This window comes from Spongiivirga sp. MCCC 1A20706 (genome assembly GCF_046524175.1).
GTDB lineage: Bacteria > Bacteroidota > Bacteroidia > Flavobacteriales > Flavobacteriaceae > Spongiivirga.
The window spans coordinates 754,222-775,166 of the sequence record NZ_JBEFZF010000002.1 but is presented as its reverse complement, the minus strand read 5'-3'; the positions used below and the strand labels follow the sequence as shown (position 1 = coordinate 775,166).

12 protein-coding genes and 1 tRNA gene are annotated in these 20,945 nt (G+C 37.0%); 1 reads left to right on the top strand and 12 read right to left on the bottom strand.

The annotated features are described in order from the left end of the window. Positions 1-552: 552 nt before the first annotated feature. From ABN763_RS07610 to ABN763_RS07555, 12 genes are all read right to left on the bottom strand, one after another. Positions 553-810: a GIY-YIG nuclease family protein gene (locus ABN763_RS07610; protein WP_410484848.1), complete on the bottom strand. Its 258-nt coding sequence runs from the start codon at positions 808-810 to the stop codon at positions 553-555. A 144-nt stretch (positions 811-954) separates the two neighbouring features. Then, positions 955-1,028, bottom strand: a tRNA-Asp gene (locus tag ABN763_RS07605). A gap of 150 nt (positions 1,029-1,178) precedes the next feature. Further along, entirely contained in the window at positions 1,179-2,108 is a 930-nt protein-coding gene (locus ABN763_RS07600; RefSeq protein ID WP_410484847.1) for a DUF58 domain-containing protein, read from the bottom strand. Positions 2,109-2,245: 137 nt separating this feature from the next. Next, a complete protein-coding gene (trxA, locus tag ABN763_RS07595) occupies positions 2,246-2,563 on the bottom strand; it encodes a thioredoxin (protein ID WP_410484846.1) in 318 nt (105 codons plus the stop codon). A 177-nt stretch (positions 2,564-2,740) separates the two neighbouring features. Next, positions 2,741-7,111: a DNA polymerase III subunit alpha gene (gene dnaE / locus ABN763_RS07590; protein ID WP_410484845.1), complete on the bottom strand. Its 4,371-nt coding sequence runs from the start codon at positions 7,109-7,111 to the stop codon at positions 2,741-2,743. Positions 7,112-7,251: 140 nt separating this feature from the next. Next, positions 7,252-8,469, bottom strand: a complete 1,218-nt coding sequence (locus ABN763_RS07585) for an NAD(P)/FAD-dependent oxidoreductase (RefSeq protein ID WP_410484844.1) — start codon at positions 8,467-8,469, stop codon at positions 7,252-7,254. Next, positions 8,466-9,194, bottom strand: a complete 729-nt coding sequence (locus tag ABN763_RS07580; protein ID WP_410484843.1) for a glycerophosphodiester phosphodiesterase — start codon at positions 9,192-9,194, stop codon at positions 8,466-8,468. The genes ABN763_RS07585 and ABN763_RS07580 overlap by 4 nt, the downstream gene beginning before the upstream one ends. Before the next feature lie 219 nt (positions 9,195-9,413). Then, positions 9,414-11,303: an alpha-amylase family protein gene (locus ABN763_RS07575; protein WP_410484842.1), complete on the bottom strand. Its 1,890-nt coding sequence runs from the start codon at positions 11,301-11,303 to the stop codon at positions 9,414-9,416. After that, positions 11,303-13,165: a glycoside hydrolase family 13 protein gene (locus ABN763_RS07570; RefSeq protein ID WP_410484841.1), complete on the bottom strand. Its 1,863-nt coding sequence runs from the start codon at positions 13,163-13,165 to the stop codon at positions 11,303-11,305. The genes ABN763_RS07575 and ABN763_RS07570 overlap by 1 nt, the downstream gene beginning before the upstream one ends. A gap of 61 nt (positions 13,166-13,226) precedes the next feature. After that, complete coding sequence (locus ABN763_RS07565) at positions 13,227-15,536, bottom strand: glycoside hydrolase family 65 protein (RefSeq protein WP_410484840.1); 2,310 nt, start codon at positions 15,534-15,536, stop codon at positions 13,227-13,229. A 23-nt stretch (positions 15,537-15,559) separates the two neighbouring features. Further along, the gene (gene pgmB / locus ABN763_RS07560) at positions 15,560-16,216 is read right to left on the bottom strand and encodes a beta-phosphoglucomutase (RefSeq protein ID WP_410484839.1); all 657 of its coding nucleotides are present in this window, start codon (positions 16,214-16,216) and stop codon (positions 15,560-15,562) included. 51 nt (positions 16,217-16,267) lie between these two features. Then, entirely contained in the window at positions 16,268-17,308 is a 1,041-nt protein-coding gene (locus ABN763_RS07555) for a LacI family DNA-binding transcriptional regulator (RefSeq protein WP_410484838.1), read from the bottom strand. A gap of 268 nt (positions 17,309-17,576) precedes the next feature. On the opposite strand from ABN763_RS07555, the gene ABN763_RS07550 reads away from it, so the two are divergent. Then, positions 17,577-20,939: an alpha-amylase family glycosyl hydrolase gene (locus ABN763_RS07550; RefSeq protein ID WP_410484837.1), complete on the top strand. Its 3,363-nt coding sequence runs from the start codon at positions 17,577-17,579 to the stop codon at positions 20,937-20,939. The last annotated feature ends 6 nt before the right edge of the window (positions 20,940-20,945 follow it).

Below are 20,945 nucleotides of genomic sequence, written 5' to 3'. Positions count from 1 at the left end.
TAACTATTGTAAAGATATTGACTACTAACGAGATAGCGTTGCGCAGTTTGCGCAATTAGGTTGCGCAAACTGCGCAATTTCCAGTGCTTTTGTGTTAAATTTTCCTTCTTAATTCAGCGATATGAAAAAAGTAAACGATCGTGTGTTGGAGATACTTTCTTAAAAATAAGGCTTTTTATACTCAATAAAAAATAAAGACATATATAACACGATACTGCGTTTTATTCAAGAAAACATAACTGTAGAAGCTAAAAAAAGGCTGGCCATTTTTATGATTGCTACTTTTCAATTCTTATTCCTAAATCAGTGTTATACCTCACTTTATAGGACTTATCAGTTTGACTTTGGATAACGTAAACAAAAAACGACATACTAAGAACAAACTACCTTAAAATAAAAAAAGCATCCCACATTACACGGGAAGCTTTCCATTGGTTTACTTCTAAACCCTGATTAACAACATGTTCATCACAACACAACTTTGTTTTTACTTTTGTTTCACTTAAAAGTAAATTGCGGTCTGGATCCCGAGGAATCGGGAAACCCGCGATCTCAAGTGTTGTTCTTTTCAAAAATTAAGCGTCGTATAAAAGCGCTACTCTTCTGTCTTTTGATAAACTTCTCCCGTTTAATAGCATCAGATTTCGTTTGAAACTCCTCAAAATATACCAAGACCCAAGGGATTTTCTTTGAAGTATACTGACTGTTTCCCGCATTATGCTTGTCAAGTCTCGTTTCTAAATCAACAGTATATCCTACATAATAGGACTTATCGATTTCACTTTGGATAACATAAACAAAAAACGACATACTGGAACAAACTGCCTTAAAATAAAAAAAGCATCCCACATTACACGGGAAGCTTTCCATTGGTTTACTTATAAACCTTGATGAACAACATGTTCATCACAACACAACTTTGTTTTTACTTTTGTTTCACTTAAAAGTAAATTGCGGTCTGGACGGGACTCGAACCCGCGACCCCCTGCGTGACAGGCAGGTATTCTAACCAACTGAACTACCAGACCAAATTTCTTACCTCGAGCATTCGAAACTCCGACAACAGTCGGACAAAAAGAAATTGCTACCATAGCTGCTTAAACAGCTAAGCGGGTGCAAATATACACTGCATTTTGAATTTGACAAATGATTTAAGCAGAATTTTAAAAGATTTTACACTAGGCAAATTTTTGCCGCTCGACCAAGTAGGTTGTCAAAATAGTATTGAAGTCTCCATTCACATCACAACCTATGTATTTTATGCGGTATTGAGCGCATTTAAGCTGCAACTCATAAAAATACTCAGTCACCGCCTTTTCGTAATTATCCTTTATATTATCAGCATACAGATTCACATATTCTCCCGTTTCTACATCCACAAAACGTTTGGGTCGATTATCAAAATTAAAGGCCAGTTCTTTCTCCTTATCAAAAACATGAAAAACAACTACTTCGTGCTTATTATACTTTAAATGTTGTAGCGCTTCAAATAATTTTTCACGGTCGACGGAGGTTTGAAACATATCGGTAAACAAGAAAATTAATGATCGGCGGTGAATCTTCTCTGCTATTTGATGTAAATAGGTATAGGTTTCAGTAATCCCTTTTTTAGGCTTCGCAGTTACAATATTTGAAAGTTTACCCAACAGCATTTGATGATGACGCTCGCTTCCTTTTTCTGGAGCATAATACTCATAGTCATTACCATAAATACTCAAACCAACAGCATCGCGTTGTTTTTTGAGTAAATTCATTATTGCCGCAGCCGCTAAGGATGAAAACGCGACCTTATTCAACGAAGCAATATTCAATTGCTTCACATCGGGAAAGTGCATCGAAGTGGAATTATCTACTATTAAATGACACCGAAGATTTGTTTCTTCTTCATATCGTTTTGTATAGAGCTTATCAGTTTTAGCAAATAGCTTCCAATCAATATGCTTCGTGCTTTCGCCTTGATTGTAAATTTTATGTTCGGCAAATTCTGCCGAAAATCCATGAAATGGGCTTTTATGCATCCCAGAAATAAACCCTTCTACCACCTGTTGGGCCAACAGCTCTAGGTTCTTGAAACCCGATATGTTATTTAGTTCTTGTTGTAAATTCATAAAAGCCTGCTGACCTCACCCAGAGGGATCGGGATTATTCTCTAAAAAATAACCTTGGTCAAAATACCGTTTTTCTAAAATAAAAAAGGCTTGGCACTGCACCAAACCTTTAATATATAATTATATATTGTATTTAACTATAGTAGCTGATCTATTGCTTCAGCGTATACGTTTTTAGGAGCAACACCTACTTGACGACCTACTACTTCTCCGTTTTGAAAAACCAATACTGTAGGAATATTACGCACGCCGTATTTCGCTGCAAATTCCTGGTTTGCATCAACATCTACCTTACCAACAACAGCCTTACCTTCGTAATCGCTGCTTAATTCTTCAATAATGGGACCTACCATTCTACAAGGTCCGCACCATGCAGCCCAAAAGTCAACTAAAACCGGTTTGTCACTTTTTAAAACGGTTTCTTCAAAGCTTGCATCCGTTATTTCTAATGCCATGATATAATTTATTTCTTGTTAATCTCAATTTAAAGTCACAAAAGTAGTCAAATATTTAGCCAAACCTTACAATCAAAAAATAGGATTTGACTATGCCTATATCAGTACTTCTTATTTGTGGCCCGCACTGTTCACTCTTCCCATATATTCTAACATAGTGCTTCCTACCTTCGGAATTTAATTCAACTTATACCGAACCTCTTGTGCTTTTAGCTCTTCAATAAGCTCCTGACTAATCCTGACTTTTTGCTTTCTGCTTGCCATGCTTAGTTTGATTTCTTCCTGCATTTCATAAACCACAAAATTGAGCAGTTTTTCACCTCTGTGGGTATGCAATGTATCTTTCAAGCTGTTGATCCTACTTTCTTTCAGGTTATCAATATTCAATTGGATAGTTAGTTTCTTGGCATACGTATCCATAACATCATGCATTAACTGAAAGTTATTAAACTGAATTCGGGGATCACCTTTTTTACCAGTTTCCCGATTTACCCAGCCTTCTTTTATAAAGGCCCGAACAAAAACAAACGAGTTTGGCACTAGAAAGTGTCTAAATTTCAAATACTCTTCACCAAAAATCCTAAATTCATAAGAATCATTATAATCCTCAACAGTAAATGCCGCCCAACCTTTATTATTTTTTGACACGCGATGTTGCACATCGCTCACCACACCACCAAAAACAATTTCTCGGTTTACATGTTGGCTCATATCATGAAACACCGAAACATTACCATTGGTAAAATTGTCCATTTCTATTTTGAAATCATCTAATGGATGTCCTGAAATGTAGATGCCTACCACTTCTTTCTCGCGTCGTAATTTTTCCATAGTGCCCCATTCATCACATGGGGGAACCACAGGTTCAGGAATTTGAACTTCGCTTGCATCACCAAAAAGACTCACCTGCGCAGAGTTTTCATTTTCCTGATACTTCGCACCATATCTTATGGCTTTTTCCATAAACGAAATTCCTTCACCATCTTCATGCAAGTATTGTGCACGGTGGGTATCTGTAAATGAGTCGAAACCACCAGCAAGCACTAGACTTTCAAAAGATTTTTTATTTGCCGAGCGCAAGTCAATGCGCTTAGCCATATCAAAAATAGACTTATACTTACCATCTTTCTTTCTATTTTCAACTATGGTTGCTACTGCATTACCTCCCACACCCTTTACAGCCCCCATACCAAATCGCACCGCTCCTTGATCATTAACCGAAAACTTGTAGTACGATTCATTGACATCTGGTCCTAAAACATCTAATTTCATGCGTTTACACTCTTCCATAAAGAACGTGACCTGCTTAATGTCATTCATATTATTTGACAATACTGCTGCCATATATTCCGCTGGATAGTGGGCTTTCAAATAGGCCGTTTGATAGGCAATCCAAGCATAGCATGTTGAATGCGATTTGTTAAATGCATAGGACGCGAATGCCTCCCAGTCTTTCCATATTTTTTCTAACTTATCTTCTGCATGACCATTGGCAACCGCTTGTTCAATAAATTTGGGTTTCATTTTATCGAGTACTGCCTTCTGCTTTTTTCCCATCGCTTTACGTAGAACATCAGCTTCGCCTTTGGTAAAACTTGCTAGTTTTTGAGATAGCAACATTACTTGCTCCTGATATACCGTTATCCCATAAGTTTCTTGCAAGTATTCCTCCATAGCCGGAAGGTCATACTCTATGTCTTCATCACCATGCTTTCTAGCAATAAAACTCGGTATATACTCCATAGGTCCTGGACGATATAGCGCGTTCATTGCAATTAAATCATCAAAAACCGTTGGTTTCAGATTCTTCATATGCTTTTGCATTCCCGGAGATTCGTATTGAAATATACCTACGGTCTCCCCTCTTTGGAAAAGCTCGTAGGTAGGTGCGTCATCTAAAGGAAAGTTTTCTGGATCAAGCTCAATTCCGTGCTTCGCTTTTACAATTTTCACGGTATCCTTGATTAAGGTTAACGTTTTTAGACCGAGAAAATCCATTTTTAACAAACCAGCACTTTCAACTACCGAGTTATCAAACTGGGTTACATATAAATCAGAATCTTTTGCAGTTGCAACGGGAACAAAATTGGTAATGTCATCAGGTGTAATAATCACACCACAGGCATGAATACCCGTATTTCGAACGGAGCCTTCTAATACTCTAGCTTGATTAACTGTCTGTGCTTGTAAATCTTCGCCTTCCGAAATATTCAAAAGCTCATTAATTAAATTGAGATCATCACTTCTGAATTTAGATTTCAAGGTCTTTTCATCCACCCCGAAAATCTTATTCAATTTTGACATATTGGGAATCAGCTTGGCAATTCTATCAGCATCGCTTAAAGGAAGATCAAGCACTCTTGCCGTATCTCTAATAGAAGATTTGGCAGCCATGGTACCATAGGTAATAATTTGAGCTACCTGATTGGCTCCGTATTTATCGATTACATAATCCATTACCCGACCACGACCTTCATCATCAAAATCGATGTCAATATCAGGCATACTTACGCGGTCAGGGTTCAGGAAACGCTCAAAAAGCAGATCGTATTTAATCGGGTCGATATTGGTAATCCACAAACAGTATGCAACCACTGAACCCGCAGCTGATCCCCGTCCTGGCCCTACCGATACATCCATGTCTCTTGCCGCAGCAATGAAATCTTGTACGATCAAAAAATATCCAGGATATCCAGTACGTTCAATAGTATCTAGCTCAAAATCGAGACGTTCTTTTATTTCCTCAGTTATTTCTCCGTAGCGTTTTTTAGCACCTTCATAGGTGAGGTGTTTTAAAAAAGCATTTTCTCCTCGCTTACCACCATCAAGTTCATCTTCTTTATGTTGAAACTCTAACGGAATCTCAAAAGCTGGCAACAAAACGTCTCTTGCAAGTTCAAAAGGCTTTATCTTATCAATAACTTCTTGAATGTTTGAGATGGCTTCAGGCAAATCCTGAAACAGTGCCTTCATCTCTTCACTACTTTTAAAGTAATATTCTTCATTGGGTAATCCATATCGATACCCACGGCCACGACCCTTAGGGGTAGCCTGTTTTTCACCATCTTTTACACATAATAAAATATCATGGGCATTCGCATCTTCTTGATTACAGTAGTATGTATTATTAGTGGCGACTAATTTTACACGGTGCTTTTTTGCTAATTGAACCAATACCTGATTCACCCTTTTTTCATCTTCCTGATCATGACGCATGATCTCTATATATAAGTCATCACCAAACTGTTCTTTCCACCAAACTAGCGCTTCTTCAGCTTGTTTTTCACCAACATTCAGAACCTTACTTGGCACTTCTCCGTAAAGGTTACCAGTTAAAACAATCACATCTTCTTTAAACTGACTTATAATTTCTTTATCAATTCGTGGCACATAATAAAACCCGTCGGTATATGCTAAGGATGACATTTTAGCCAAATTGTGATAGCCATTTTTGTTTTTGGCCAACATTACAATTTGATATCCGTTGTCTTTTCTTGATTTATCATCGTGTTTTTCACAAACAAAAAACTCGCAGCCTATTATTGGTTTAATCTCTTTTTCAAGCTCGTTACCATTTTCTTTTGCTTCTTCATTTCGTTGCTTTACTCCGCTATTATGTTTTGCGATCGCCGATACAAAATGAAAAGCCCCCATCATGTTGGCATGATCGGTTAGTGCAACCGCCTCCATTTTATGATTAGAAGCCGCCTTCACCAAATCTGCAATACTACTGGTTGATTGTAACACCGAAAACTGAGAATGGTTATGTAAATGAACAAAGCTTGCTGCAGAAAGATCGGCAATATTCTGATTCAGCTCTTCAGTACTTATATTGTCATCTTCAGGTTGGGCGAGTTTTGCAGATTCCTTTTTAAGGTTTAAATGTTTTAACCCTATTAACTGAATCGGTTGAGGATTGGCTTCGCCAAATCGATTAAAATAATCAGGGGTAACGTCTAATTCTTCCGCTGTAAATACTCGCTTTCGTACAAGCTCTAAAAAACACCGTGTAGTTGCCTCAACATCAGCGGTCGCATTGTGCGCTTCTGCAAAAGGTTGATGAAACAGAAATTCATGTAGCTCGGTCAAAGTAGGAAGTTTAAATTTACCTCCACGCCCCCCGGGAATTTGGCATAATTCAGCCGTCACCTCCGTACATGTATCTAAAACTGGTAACTCTTGTAGTTTATTGGTAACAGATTTCCTATAAAACTCAGACCCCATAATGTTAACATCAAAACCAACATTTTGCCCAACAATAAACTTTGATCTTTCCAGTACATCATTAAACTTGACAAGCACTTCATCTAATGTAATACCCTGTTGTGCTGCCAACTCAGTTGAAATACCATGAATTTTCTCAGCATCATAAGGTATATTAAAGCCATCTGGTCGTACCAGATAGTCCTGGTGTTCAATAAGCTGTCCCATTTCATCGTGCAGCTGCCAAGCAATTTGGATACATCTGGGCCAGTTATCAGTATCAGATATCGGTGCATTGTAATTACGTGGTAAACCTGTAGTTTCGGTGTCGAATATTAGGTACATAGGCTGCTTTGCAATGAAAAAATAAGTCTTTAAAAATACTATAAATCAAGACTTATTTATATAGAAGTTTTTAGGAGTTGCTAACAAGATAGCACTAAGCTTTGAGCTATAAAGAATTAGAATCTAAATGACCTCTAATCTTATTCTGCACTTGCCAAAGCTTTGCCAGCAATGTACCCACCGGTCCACGCATTTTGAAAATTGAATCCGCCAGTTATTGCATCTACGTTTAGCACCTCGCCCGCAAAAAATAAGTTGGGCAGCTTTCTGCTTTCGAACGTTTTGAAATTGATCTCTTTTAAATCGACACCTCCTGCTGTCACAAACTCTTCTTTAAATGTACTTTTACCATCGACTTGAAATTTAGAAGCCAATAAAACGTCCACTAATTTTTTTCGCTTTTCTTTCGCTAAATCAGCCCATTTTAAGTTTTGATCAATATCAGCAAAAGTTACAAGTTGTTGCCAAAGTCGTTTGGGCACATTGAATAAAGGTTTGGCAACAATTCGTTGTCTTCCTTTATCCTTTCTCATTTTATCAAATGTGATGCCAACCGTTTCGATTGATTCTTCAGGAATAAAATTTACTTGAATGGTGAAATGATAGTTTAAGTCGTTTAGGATTCGTGCACCCCAAGCAGATAGCTTCAAAATAGCCGGACCGCTCATACCCCAATGTGTAATTAGCAATGGCCCATCAGCAAATAAGCTTTTATCAGTTAACACCTTTATCTCAGCATACGTTGCTAAACCAGCCAAACCGTCGATACGTTGATCTTTAATATTAAAAGTAAACAGTGAAGGGACGGGGGCAATGATAGTGTGCCCTAATTTTTTTAGTAAATCCCAAATCTTGAGACTACTGCCAGCAGCGATTAGCACTTTTTTCGCCCTAAATTCGGTTTTCTTTGTACGAATATGCCAAACATGATCCTCAATTAGAAGATTTTTTACCGACTGCGATGTCAATACCTGTATTTTCAGTTTATTTACTTCAGAAAGTAATGCTTCAATAATTGTTTGTGAGCTATTGGAAACTGGAAAAATCCGACCATCATCCTCAATTTTAAGCTCCACCCCGAGCTCATCAAAAAAAGCCATCGTATCTCCACTGCAAAAAGTGTGAAAAGGTCCTAGTAATTCTTTTTCTCCTCTAGGATAATAAGAAGTTAATATTTTCGGATCGAATTCCGCATGCGTTACATTGCAACGACCACCGCCTGACACCTTTACTTTTGTAAGAACATCAGTACCGCGTTCTAAAATGGCAATTTTTAACGAAGGATTAAATCGCGCTGTATGAATTGCTGCAAAGAAACCAGCCGCTCCGCCTCCAACGATTAGCACATCATAGTTCATGAACCTACCGCTTCCGGCATAGAGCTGCTTATTATGTCTTCAACAAGCGGAGTCTGTGGCTTTGGTGCAACCTCAGGTTCCTCAATCGACATAGCGTCAAATACTGGAATTTGAGCTACCCAAGGTTTTATTTTAAATCCTTTTTTAATGGCTTTTTCCAATAGCTTCTTCTTCATTTTCCCTTCTTTCGGGTGAATTGAAAAAGCATTCACAGCTTTTGCTAAAGACAAAACATCTTTAGAAAGTTTTTTGGTAAGCACGCCAATGCGTGTTTTTTGATCAAGTGCATAAAAATCGATCAACTCAAACCAGTTAAAACTGGTCACCAGAAACATTTTACGTTTCCAGTTATCTTTTTTAGAATATTCTCTAATAATGGCAGAAACCGCGTTAGACGTTCCAAAGCCGGATAATTCGACAATTACTTTGGCCTTACCATCAATACAATCTAGCACTTCTTTTAGTGAGGGAATTTGATACTGATCTTGAATACGTAATTTTTTGAGTTCTTCTAAGGTAAAATCCTCTACATCACCCATTCCATTGGTAGTTTCGTCTACATCAGAATCCCGTATAACTACAAGTTCACCAGAATCGCAAACATGCACGTTCACCTCAATTGTTTTTGCGCCAAGTTCTAGCGTTTGCCGAATGGATTCAAGTGTATTTTCAGGAGGGAGTTTCATGGTGCCATTCAAACCAATGAACTGAATTTTTTTCTTCATATTAAGCTTTTATACTAACGTACTACGTTAAACTACTTTCAAATCATAAAAACATTGTTGTAATTAACAGAAGAATGATTTAGTTAGTTGGGATTTTTAAACCTTGTTAAACAAAATTTGATCTAAATATAAGAAATACAAAATAATCTCTGTAAAGCGACACAATCAATCGTCAGCTTGCTGTTTTGAGGTATTTTTGTCCAAGAAAAAGCTAGTGCCTTATTCGATTTTGTAAATAACTGACTCTAATGGTTTAAGACTAACGTTCGCTTTGGCAATACCATCTATGATAAGGGTGTTTTTTTTCTGATACAGTAAATCGGTCATCTCATATGAAGTTTTGGTTAACTTCCAAAACTCAACGATGTCTTGTGGTATTTTAACATTAATATCGTACGATTTATTGCGATCGAAGTTTATCACCACCAGTAGCTTTTCATCGTCTTTCCAACGTACATACGAATATACACGATGATCATAGCCCTCTGTACGCTCTTTATTAAAATAATGGATATCACGCCATTCACCCATAAATGCTTTATGATCGATGGTAGCATTAAGCAATCGTTTATAAAAATCTCTTAGATCAGCTTCTTCCTTACTCAGTTGACCACCGTCGAATTGCTTATTATTTACCCATCGCTGATGATGAGGAACCCCGATATAATCAAAAATAGAGGTGCGAGTTGGTTGGCCAAAACCTGCATTTTCTGCACCTGGCTCACCAACCTCTTGACCAAAATATATCATGGTAGGTGAAGTACTTATAGTAGCTGACAGCACCATGGCTGGCATACCAATCTGTGCATTCCCAACAAAATCAGGACTAGCGATTCGTTGTTCGTCATGATTTTCAAGAAAATGTAACATATTATGCTCGATATCCCTTAACCCATTTTGAACAGTCGATATATGATCCGTCCAACCATGACCTTGCATAATATGTTTTAATGAATCGTATAACTCAACTTTATCGTACAAATAGTCCATTTTTCCTTTAAAAATATAATCGCGGTATAAAGAAGGGTTATATACCTCAGCTAATAAGAAAGCATCTGCATTCCTGTTTTTTATGGCGGAATTCATATAGCTCCAAAATTCAACAGGAACCATTTCTGCCATATCAAAACGAAAGCCATCGACACCCATATCTATCCAATACAACGCAATATCTTTAAACTTCACCCACGAATCTGGCACCTCTTTATCTTGCCAAAAACTAAAATGTTGGGTATAATCTTTAGATCCAAAATCATCCGGCAAGACCTCAAAATCTTTTGTTCCATCTGGCCGAACTCCGTAGTTAATTTTTACAGTTTCATACCAATCATGAAAGCCGGGTTGAATGGAACGCGCTCCATTTCCTGTCCATTTGGCGGGAACTTCTTTAAATTCATGATCAGCTAATCGATTAGCATCGCCTCCTAATACCTTGTATTCTTCAGGCCAGTCAGGCACTTTGAATTCGCTACCCGGCACGTAATAAAAGTTGTTGTTTTTTGCATACTCAACAGATGTATCATCCAAAGCACCAAAGTCTAACACTCCTTCTGGATTGTTCTTACCTTCATATTTTCTGGCGACATGATTAGGAACAATATCTATCAGTAGCTTTAATCCGGCCTTATGTGTTCTACCAATTAATGCCTTAAACTCCTCCAACCTTTTTGAAGGATCTACTGCCAAATCCGGATTCACATTATAATAATCTTTTACCGCGTAAGGTGACCCTGCACGACCTTTGACTACATCAGGGTCGTCATTAGAAATACCAATTGCTGTGTAATCGTTAATAACCGCATGATGTGGCACTCCGGTATACCAGATATGAGTAACGCCGAGCTCTTTAATCTCTTTTAAAGCCTTGTCCGTAAAATCATTGAACTTTCCAACACCATTTTCTTCCAATGTTCCCCAAGGCTTATTGGTGGTATTCGTATTACCAAATAAGCGTGTAAAAACCTGATATACTACTTTTTTACCCATTTCTTTTTCTTGAGGAATTACTATGCGTTTCTCTTTAGCATCTTGGCAAGAATAAATAATTCCAGCAGATAATAAAACAATTACGTAAACGAATTTCTTACTATTAAACATATTGCGATTCATTATTTTGAACTTAATATGTAAGCCCCTTTTGCTGGCAGGCTTAAATTAGAAGTCCATTTTATTTTGGAGTCGTTGATTATATTAGTCATTATTTTTCCTTTTAAACCGAGCTCTTCAAACCGGTCTAATTGAAGGTTGACCGGGGTTTCATTTTTATTTAAAATCAAAACTACTTTTTCATTATCAACCATTCTAGCTAGAACATAAACACCATTTTTTGGCACAAAGTGAACAGTTTTTCCAATATGAATTGCCTTACTAGATTTACGATAGTTCAATATTTTCTTCAGATAAACTTTCATGTTCTTCTGATCAGCAGAAAGCCCTTCTCCTGTAAATGCATTTATTGTATCTGCCTGCCATCCACCAGGAAAATCTGTTCTTATTAAACCATGATCGCCTGGTTTTGAAGTATTTTGCATTAAAACCTCTGTACCGTAATACAACTGCGGGATTCTTGGCATTGTTAAATATATAGCTAATGCCATTTTAGTATTTGTTATATCTTCTTTCAACTGGGTGAAAATACGATCCATGTCATGGTTATCCGGAAACACCATAATATCCTTTGGGTTTGCGTAATGAAAATCGTTCGCGAGACCTTCATATAGTCTTATTAGTCCTTTATCCCAGCTTTCCTTCTCATTTAATGCGATGACCGTATTACTTTGCATTGCAAAATCCATTGTCGATCGTAAATTAGAAGCATACCCATCTTTGTTATTTGCTCCTTCTTGCCAATACCCAATCAATAATGGATTGTAACTCCATTCTTCTCCAACAATAGTAAAGTTTGGATATTCTTTCATAATTGCCCCAGCCCATTGACTCATAAAATCCTTGTCAGGATACGGGTAGGTGTCCTGACGAATGCCCCCCAAGCCCAATGTCTCTACCCACCAAATGCTATTTTGCGTGATGTAAGTTGCCATAAATGGGTTACGTTGATTGAGATCCGGCATGGTATCTACAAACCAACCATCTGTTAACTCTTTTTTATCGATCGTAGACGCATAGATATCTTGATTTGCTGTTCTGCGATGGCTAGAGTAGCTTTTTTTCTGTTTGCTTTCGAATTTTTCTTGAAAATTAATCCAATCATCAAACGGAAGATCTTTCATCCACCAATGTTCTAACCCACAGTGGTTCGCTACTTGATCCATTATCAATTTGATCCCTTTCTCTTTAGACTTTTCCGCTAGCATGATATAGTCTTTCATAGTTCCAAAGCGAGGATCAACTTGATAAAAATCGGTCATGGCATAACCGTGATAGGACCCTGAGGGCATGTCGTTTGTTAATAATGGCGAAGACCATATGGCCGTAAAGCCCATTTCATCAATGTAATCAAGATGTTGAATAATCCCTTGGATATCACCCCCGTGGCGTGCATAGTCATCGTTACGATTTATGGTCTTTTCATTTAACTTCTTATTAAGATCGTTTGCAGGATCACCATTCGCAAAACGATCAGGGGTAATAAGATAAATAACATCGCTGCTATCGAAACCTATATAACCTTCACCCGACTCTAATCTAGGTTTTAGCTCATATTGAATATTAAAACGCTTACCTCTTTTTGGTTTAAAACCAATTGTTACTGTTCCCGGTTTTGCACTTGAAGAAATTTTCAAATCGATAAAAAGATAATTGGGACTGTTTGCCGTACTTACCTTTTCAATAGTAACGCCTTTATACGAAATTGACGGAACCGCCCCGCTTATAGCATCACCTTTAACTAGCAGCTGTAACTTGTCATTTTTAAATCCCACCCACCAATTTGGAGGCTCTATACGATCAATTTGAGCATTAGTCGAATTAGTAGAACAGAGAATCATTAAAAAAACAAAATATCGAAACATTGGTTATGGGTTGGATGAATAAATAAACCCTATCCACGGTTATAGATAGGGTTTTAAGCATTTAGTCTTGACTTAACAGTGTTTGTGGTGAAATCGTATGCTTTTCACCATTAAGTAGAATGGTTAAAACTTGATCCCCTTCTAATTCAAAATTAATATCGTTTTGAGTAACGCTCACCTTTATAATTTTATTTCTAAAGTTGATTTTAAACGAATACCCCTCCCATTCTTCAGGAATGCGAGGTTCAAAGGATAACATATCATTTTTTATTCTCATTCCTCCAAAACCTTCTACAATGCTCATCCAAGTACCCGCCATACTGGTTATATGGAGCCCCTCTTCTACCTCTTTATTATAGTCATCGAGATCGAGGCGTGAGGTACGTAGGTAAAAAGCATATGCCTGATCCATTTTACCCAAAACCGCTGCTTGAATGGAATGCACACAAGGTGATAATGACGACTCATGCACCGTAAACGGCTCATAAAAATCAAAATGGCGCTTTAGCTCTTCTTTTGTGAAATGATCTTCAAAGAAGTAGAACCCTTGTAACGTATCAGCCTGTTTTATATAAGGAGATCTTAAAATTCGATCCCAAGACCATTTTTGATTGATAGGGCGTTGCGATTTGTCAAGATCGACTACGGTTATTAACTCCTTGTCCAAAAAACCGTCTTGTTGCAAATAGACATCGTGTTCTTTGGAATATGGAAAGTACATATTATTAGCCACCTCTTGCCAGAGCTCAACCTCTGACCAATCTAGATCAGTCTTACTCATGATGCGTTCAAAATCATCATGATAATCAGCTTCTATAATTTTTAAATTTTCTACCGCATAATCAATACACCACTTTGCTAAGTAATTTGTGTACCAGTTATTATTAACATTGTTTTCATACTCATTTGGCCCTGTCACCCCTAGAATAACATACTGGTTTTTGGAAGTAGAAAAGTTTGCTCGCTGATGCCAAAAACGTGCAATCCCAATGAGGACTTCTAGTCCCTTTTCTGGAACATAACTATAATCTCCAGTATAACGATGGTAGTTAAAAATGGCAAATGCAATTGCACCATTTCTATGGATTTCTTCAAAAGTTATTTCCCATTCATTATGACATTCTTCACCATTCATGGTAACCATAGGGTATAGTGCAGCCCCATTTTTGAACCCTAATTTTTCTGCATTTTCTATGGCTTTTTCAAGATGATTATACCGGTATTCAAGTAAGGTTCTTGCCACCTGTTGATCTTTGGTTGACATATAGAAAGGAATACAATAAGCCTCGGTATCCCAGTAGGTACTACCACCATATTTTTCTCCTGTAAAACCTTTTGGGCCAATATTTAATCTAGCATCGGTCCCTAAATAAGTTTGGTTTAGTTGAAAAATGTTGAAACGTATTCCCTGCTGCGCTTTCACATCACCATCGATAGTGATATCGGCCATTTCCCAAATATGCGCCCAAGCCTCTTTTTGCTTTTGCAATAGTACCTGATAACCTAAACTAACGGCTTCCTTGATTGTATTTCGCGCAGCTGTAATTAGTTCATATTTATCATGATTGGTAGAAACTGTGTAACCACCATATTTCAACAAGGAGATTGTTTGATTTTGATTTACCTGGGCTTCATACCCTTGAGATGCGATTGTAGCGCTTCTTTCCCCAACAGGTGCTACCGACAATTTCTCATCATCTAAGAATAGGGAGGTATGCATATACGTACATACATAAAAATTAGTTTTTAATGTACGTGTGGTTATAAACGACTGATTCCCATCGCTTTTTACATCGATAGTTTCCCAAAATTTATCTTCCCAATTGGTATCTTCATTAGTGATCCCAGAATCTAAATAAGGATCAAACCCCACTGTTACGTTTTGATCCAAAGGAGTAACATCGTACTTGATAACTCCTAATTCATCAATATGTAATGACAGAAAACGTGTAGATACTACCTGAATTTTGATACTATTACTCAATATGGCTACAAAAGAACGTCGGTACCAACCCTCTTTCATATTTAACTCGCGTCTAAACTCGGTAATGCTTTTACATTTATTCAGGTCTACCGCTTCACCATTTACTAAGACATTGATACCGATCCAATTTGGCGCGTTTAGCACTTTTGCAAAATATTCAGGGTATCCATTTTTCCACCACCCCACTCGAGTTTTATCCGGATAATAAACACCAGCAATGTAGCTACCTTGAAAGGTAGGACCTGAATACTGCTCTTCAAAATTAGCACGTTGTCCCATTGCGCCATTACCAATGCTAAAAAGGCTCTCTGATGATTTCACCTGATCAGCGTCAAATCCCTCTTCAATAATTGACCAAGGGTCGGCTTTTATATAATCTTGATTCATTAATTACTTTTTTAGTTGATTTGCTATCCAGCAATGATGTTATTTAAAAATTGTATTGAAATATCAGTGAAATTGGCAAAAACATAATCCGCTTCGTGAAGCACCTCGGGATCGCCAATACCTATACTTATCATATTCGCCTTATTAGCAGCTTGAATTCCTGCTATGGAATCTTCAAAAACCACACATTGATCAGCAGCCATATCAAGTTGCGATGCCCCTAGTAAAAATACCTCAGGATCTGGCTTTGCTTTAGTAACTCCGTTACCGTCAACAATAGTGTCGAAATAAGAAATTAGCTTGACCTTTTCTAATATCGGAGTTGCATTCTTACTTGCAGAACCTAAAGCAATGGGCATTCCTTGTTGTTTTAAATACTGTAGTACTCTAGGGACGTCAGGCAAAATTTCTGATTCATCCATCTGCTCAATATACTCTAGATACTCGTCATTTTTACTAATTAATAGTTGATCGAATTCTTCTTGAGAAATGGTTTTACCTCCAATTTCTAGGAGAAGTTTAAGGCTAGCAATTCGGCTAACACCTTTAAACAATTCATTTTGCTCTTCAGTAAATTCGAAACCCAGATTATTAGCCAAGTTTTTCCAAGCTAAATAATGATACTTAGCAGTATCAACAATTACACCATCTAAATCGAATATGAATCCTTTTTTATTCATTATATTATGATCATCTTTATCATCAATTAATTTACTTAAACAACCTTATAATTATTTAGTTGTTTCTCTTTTTAATAATTCTGTGGTAATGACACGTGTTTCAAAATCTGCTTCATTCGTAACCCCTTCAAGTTTGTCAATAAGTATTTCGGCAGCTACCTCTCCCATTTGTTTTCCGTGCTGATTTATAGTTGTTAAGCTAGGTCTAGCATGTCTTGATAAGACGCCATTAGAAAAACTTACAACTGACAAGTCCTCTGGTACTGATAAACCTCGATTTCTAGCTAAATTCAAAGCAGTTACAGCATAAATTTCATTCACTGCAAAAACACCATCAATCTCTGAATTGCTATTAAAAATATCGTTCAACTTATTTTCGAAGCGTTGCTGTTCCTCAATATTATCTCCGGCTTCTTCTAACTTTAAGATCAACTCGGGTCTAACTTCAATATTGCTTTCATTTAATGCCTGAATATATCCTTCGGTTCTAAGTCGCCCTATATTAATGTAGTCTTTCGTAGTAATAAGAACAATATTCTTGCATCCTGAATGAATTAAATGCAATACCGCTTGTCGAGAGGCTTCCACATCATTTATGATTACTTTGTCACACGCTACTTCGTTAACAACACGATCGAACATCACTATTGGAATTCCCTGGTTAATTGATTCTTGTAAGTGATGATAGTCCTGCCGTAACATCGTTTCTTTTGAAATTGACATTATGAAACCATCAGTATTCGCTGTAATTAAAGTATCAACATTTATTACCTCTTTATCAAACGCTTCGTTCGATACTGCAATGATGACATTATAACCACGTTTATTTGCAACTTTTTCAATTCCACTAATAACTTTCGCAAAATAATGATGTACTATTTCCGGAATAATGACTCCAATTTTTTTCGTTTTTTGGTTCTTAAGACTTAGCGCGATATTATTAGGCCGATAATTATACAACTTAGCAAAGGCCTGAATCTTATCTCGATTTTCCTGACTAATTTCTTTGCTATCATGAAGGGCCTTTGATACCGTTGATATAGAAACGTCTAGCTCGCGAGCAATTTGCTTAAGTGTCATTTTCCGTCTCATATTATTGCGAATTGTTCAAAAATGCGAATCTAAAATTTCGAAAGGCATATTTATTGGGTTTTATGTAAATATCAACTGTAAAATCAAAAAAGTTTTCAACACGAAAACGTTGTAAGTATTTGCAAACACTAAGCTCAGCGTAAATTAACACTTTATTTACATAGATTTGTAAGGGTCAGCATGTTAAAAATTGGCTATTACTTTACAAAAGTAGTCAGTAATTTAAATAAGGATCGCAAAAATAGCATAGGGCCTAAATCGCGTATTTATGGATAATATTTTAAAACTATTAATACCCTTTATTTTTGTGCTACCGTTTTTTGGCAGTGCTCAACAACAAGACGCTACCTTCTCCATTTCGCCAACACCATTCAATGAAAATCAGGAAATAACAATTATCGTATCGGATGTTGATGCCTCTCAATGGGGAGTGACTGATGTATATTTATGGGCATGGTATTTTGATAGTCCATCGGCTACGAATGCTATTAACTCTCCTACTAATGGAGAATGGACAAATAGCAATGAATCCCAAAAAATGATTGATAATGGCGATGGCACTTTTTCGTATTCTTTTACGCCTACGTCTTTTTATAATGCAACAGGTATTGATAGGATTGGAATGCTAGTCAAAGCAAAAGATGGTACTGGGGATAAAAAAACACAAGACAATGTTGTACAAGTTGGTAACTTTCAGGTTACTCTTACCCAACCATCTCAAGAAACTACCTTACTAAATAGTGGTGATGATCTTCTAATTCAAGCAAATTCATCTGTCAATGCTACCTTCCAACTTAAAGCAAATAACACTGTAATAAATACTACTTCGACGGCAGCAACAAATTATTCTTTTACTGCTACAGACTTAACGGTAAATACCAATTTTGAATTAATTGCCACTAGCGGATCTGAAACTAAAACACAAAACTTTAAAGCAGTTATTAAACCAACTGTTATTGAAGAAGCGTTGCCCTCAGGGTTAGTTGACGGAATTAATTTTGATGAAGCAGATGCCACTAAGGTCACGCTGGTTCTTTTCGCACCGGAGAAAGAATTTGTACATGTAATAGGAGATTTTAACAATTGGTCTGCTACTAATTCGTATTTGATGAAAAAAGACCCTGCAACGAATCGGTTTTGGATTGAACTTACAGGGCTTACACCACAGTTTGATCATTTATACCAATATTTAGTTGAATTTGACATTAACATCCCCGATCCGTATTCTACTACAATTCTTGATGGGTTTGGTAATGACGATTTCATTAGTAATACCACCTACCCTGACCTACCTAGTTATCCTGCAGGACAAACACAAGCAATTACTGTTTTGCGAACGGGAGAGCCGGAATATGTTTGGCAACATACCAATTTCACAAAGCCCAAAAAAGAAGATCTTGTTATCTATGAGTTGTTAATTAGAGATTTTGATGAACTCCACAGTTTCGATGCAGTAAGAACCCGATTAGATTATTTACAAAATCTAGGAATAAATGCTATTGAGTTAATGCCAATAAATGAGTTTGACGGCAATGAAAGCTGGGGTTACAATGTGGCATTCCACATGGCACTTGATAAATATTACGGAAATAAAAATGCTTTTAAGCAATTTATTGATGAATGCCATGCCAGAGGCATTGCTGTTATAATTGATGTGGTTTATAATCATGCCAGCGGGCAGCATCCATATTATAGAATGTGGAATACAGATGATGGCGGAACTGGTGGTCAAGCAGCTGACAATAATCCTTTTTTTAATGCTACACCAAGGCACTCATTTAACGTTTTTAATGATTTCAATCATCAAAGCTCGGCTACTCAGCTATATGTAAATCAAACTGTTAGTTATTGGATCAATGAATTCAATATCGATGGAATGCGTTGGGACCTGACTAAAGGTTTTACACAAAATTGTACAGCATCCGATCAGAATTGTACAAACAGTCTTCAGCAAGACCGTATAGATGTCTTAAAAGGATATGCAGACAATCAATGGGCTAGCGACCCTAATTTTTATGTCATTTTCGAACATTTAGGAGGACTGCCTGAAGAGGAACAATGGGCGAACTACCGCATTGATGAAGGTAAGGGTATAATGCTTTGGAACAAGCAGACTAACCCTTATAATGAGGCAACATTAGGGTATCACGAAAACGGAAAATCAAATTTTTCAGGGGTTTCCTATCAACAAAAAGGATTTGATCAACCTTCGGCCGTGAGCTATATGGAAAGCCACGATGAAGAACGTCTAATGTTTAAAAATCTTGAGTTTGGCAATGGAAATGATTCATATCAAGTAACAGAGTTAAATACGGCCTTAAGCCGAATTAAAACAGCAGGAGCATTCTTCTTTACAGTACCCGGACCTAAGATGATTTGGCAGTTCGGTGAATTAGGTTATGATGTTTCCATAGATTTTAATGGAAGGACCGGTAATAAACCAATTCGTTGGGAATATGCTAACAACCCAAATCGTAAGAATATATATAATGTATGGAGCGATTTGATAAAGCTAAAAACCGACGAAGCAATATTTGAAACCAACAATTTTGATTTAGACCTAAGTAAATCAAACGGATTAAAAACAATTCATTTAACAAATTCTGCAGCTACCGGTAATGAAATCCAATATGTTACTGTAATAGGCAACTTTGGTATTACCGCTCAAGAAATTAACCCCAACTTTCAGGAAACTGGTGTCTGGTATGAATTTTTAAAATTCAACAAAAAAACCACTATTTCAAATACACAAGCAACAATTACACTTCAACCCGGCGAATTCAGAATATACGGGGACCAACCTTCCTTACTGTTTCCGTTAGACGACGATGGCGATGGCGTACCTAATAGTGACGATGTTTGCCCAAATACAGCAGAGGGTGCTGCGGTTGACGTAAACGGTTGTGAAATTTTTTCATTACCCACCACCAACTTTACCATTAACACTTTTAGCGAAACTTGTCGATCCAGTAATGATGGAAGTATATCAATAAGGGCTAACGAGAACTATAATTACACCGTTACAATATCTGGGCCCATATCGGAAACGAAAACATTTACTGAGACAACCAGTTTTGATAACCTTGAAGCAGGCAATTATTCAATTTGTATCACGATTGACGAGCAAGATGATTATCAACAATGTTTCAATAGCACAATTACAGAGCCCAGTGAGCTAACAGTGAGCGCTAAGATTGATTTTAAATCATCTGCAGTGACACTTTCTTTAAAAGGAGGTGAAAACTATATTATTACTTTAAATGATAAGGTGATAACAACATCAAACAACGAGATAACATTAGACCTTATTAAACGTACTAACCTGTTACACGTTAAAACTGATAAGGATTGTCAAGGTTCATATGCAGAGACCATTATCCTTAACAAGACCATTTTAATCTACCCAAACCCCGTTAGTGACGGAAGACTATTTATTGATTTGGGACTGGATAATAATATTGAATCCAACGTTCGAATTAATAATGCTAGTGGTAAAGAAATAATAAACCAACTATATCAACCGGTTAATAATCAACTATTAATTGACCTAAGTAATGTTGCTAACGGACTTTATTTTGTTTCTATCTCAAATGATAAAACTACGGTCCATTACAAAATCTTAAAGCAATGAAAGGAT

What these genes read in the sequence shown, in the direction of transcription:
- ABN763_RS07610 (WP_410484848.1), bottom strand. Translation starts at nt 810, where the DNA reads ATGTCGTTTTTTGTTTATGTTATCCAAAGTGAAATCGATAAGTCCTAT.
- ABN763_RS07600 (WP_410484847.1), bottom strand. Translation starts at nt 2,108, where the DNA reads ATGAATTTACAACAAGAACTAAATAACATATCGGGTTTCAAGAACCTA.
- trxA (WP_410484846.1), bottom strand. Translation starts at nt 2,563, where the DNA reads ATGGCATTAGAAATAACGGATGCAAGCTTTGAAGAAACCGTTTTAAAA.
- dnaE (WP_410484845.1), bottom strand. Translation starts at nt 7,111, where the DNA reads ATGTACCTAATATTCGACACCGAAACTACAGGTTTACCACGTAATTAC.
- ABN763_RS07585 (WP_410484844.1), bottom strand. Translation starts at nt 8,469, where the DNA reads ATGAACTATGATGTGCTAATCGTTGGAGGCGGAGCGGCTGGTTTCTTT.
- ABN763_RS07580 (WP_410484843.1), bottom strand. Translation starts at nt 9,194, where the DNA reads ATGAAGAAAAAAATTCAGTTCATTGGTTTGAATGGCACCATGAAACTC.
- ABN763_RS07575 (WP_410484842.1), bottom strand. Translation starts at nt 11,303, where the DNA reads ATGAATCGCAATATGTTTAATAGTAAGAAATTCGTTTACGTAATTGTT.
- ABN763_RS07570 (WP_410484841.1), bottom strand. Translation starts at nt 13,165, where the DNA reads ATGTTTCGATATTTTGTTTTTTTAATGATTCTCTGTTCTACTAATTCG.
- ABN763_RS07565 (WP_410484840.1), bottom strand. Translation starts at nt 15,536, where the DNA reads ATGAATCAAGATTATATAAAAGCCGACCCTTGGTCAATTATTGAAGAG.
- pgmB (WP_410484839.1), bottom strand. Translation starts at nt 16,216, where the DNA reads ATGAATAAAAAAGGATTCATATTCGATTTAGATGGTGTAATTGTTGAT.
- ABN763_RS07555 (WP_410484838.1), bottom strand. Translation starts at nt 17,308, where the DNA reads ATGAGACGGAAAATGACACTTAAGCAAATTGCTCGCGAGCTAGACGTT.
- ABN763_RS07550 (WP_410484837.1), top strand. Translation starts at nt 17,577, where the DNA reads ATGGATAATATTTTAAAACTATTAATACCCTTTATTTTTGTGCTACCG.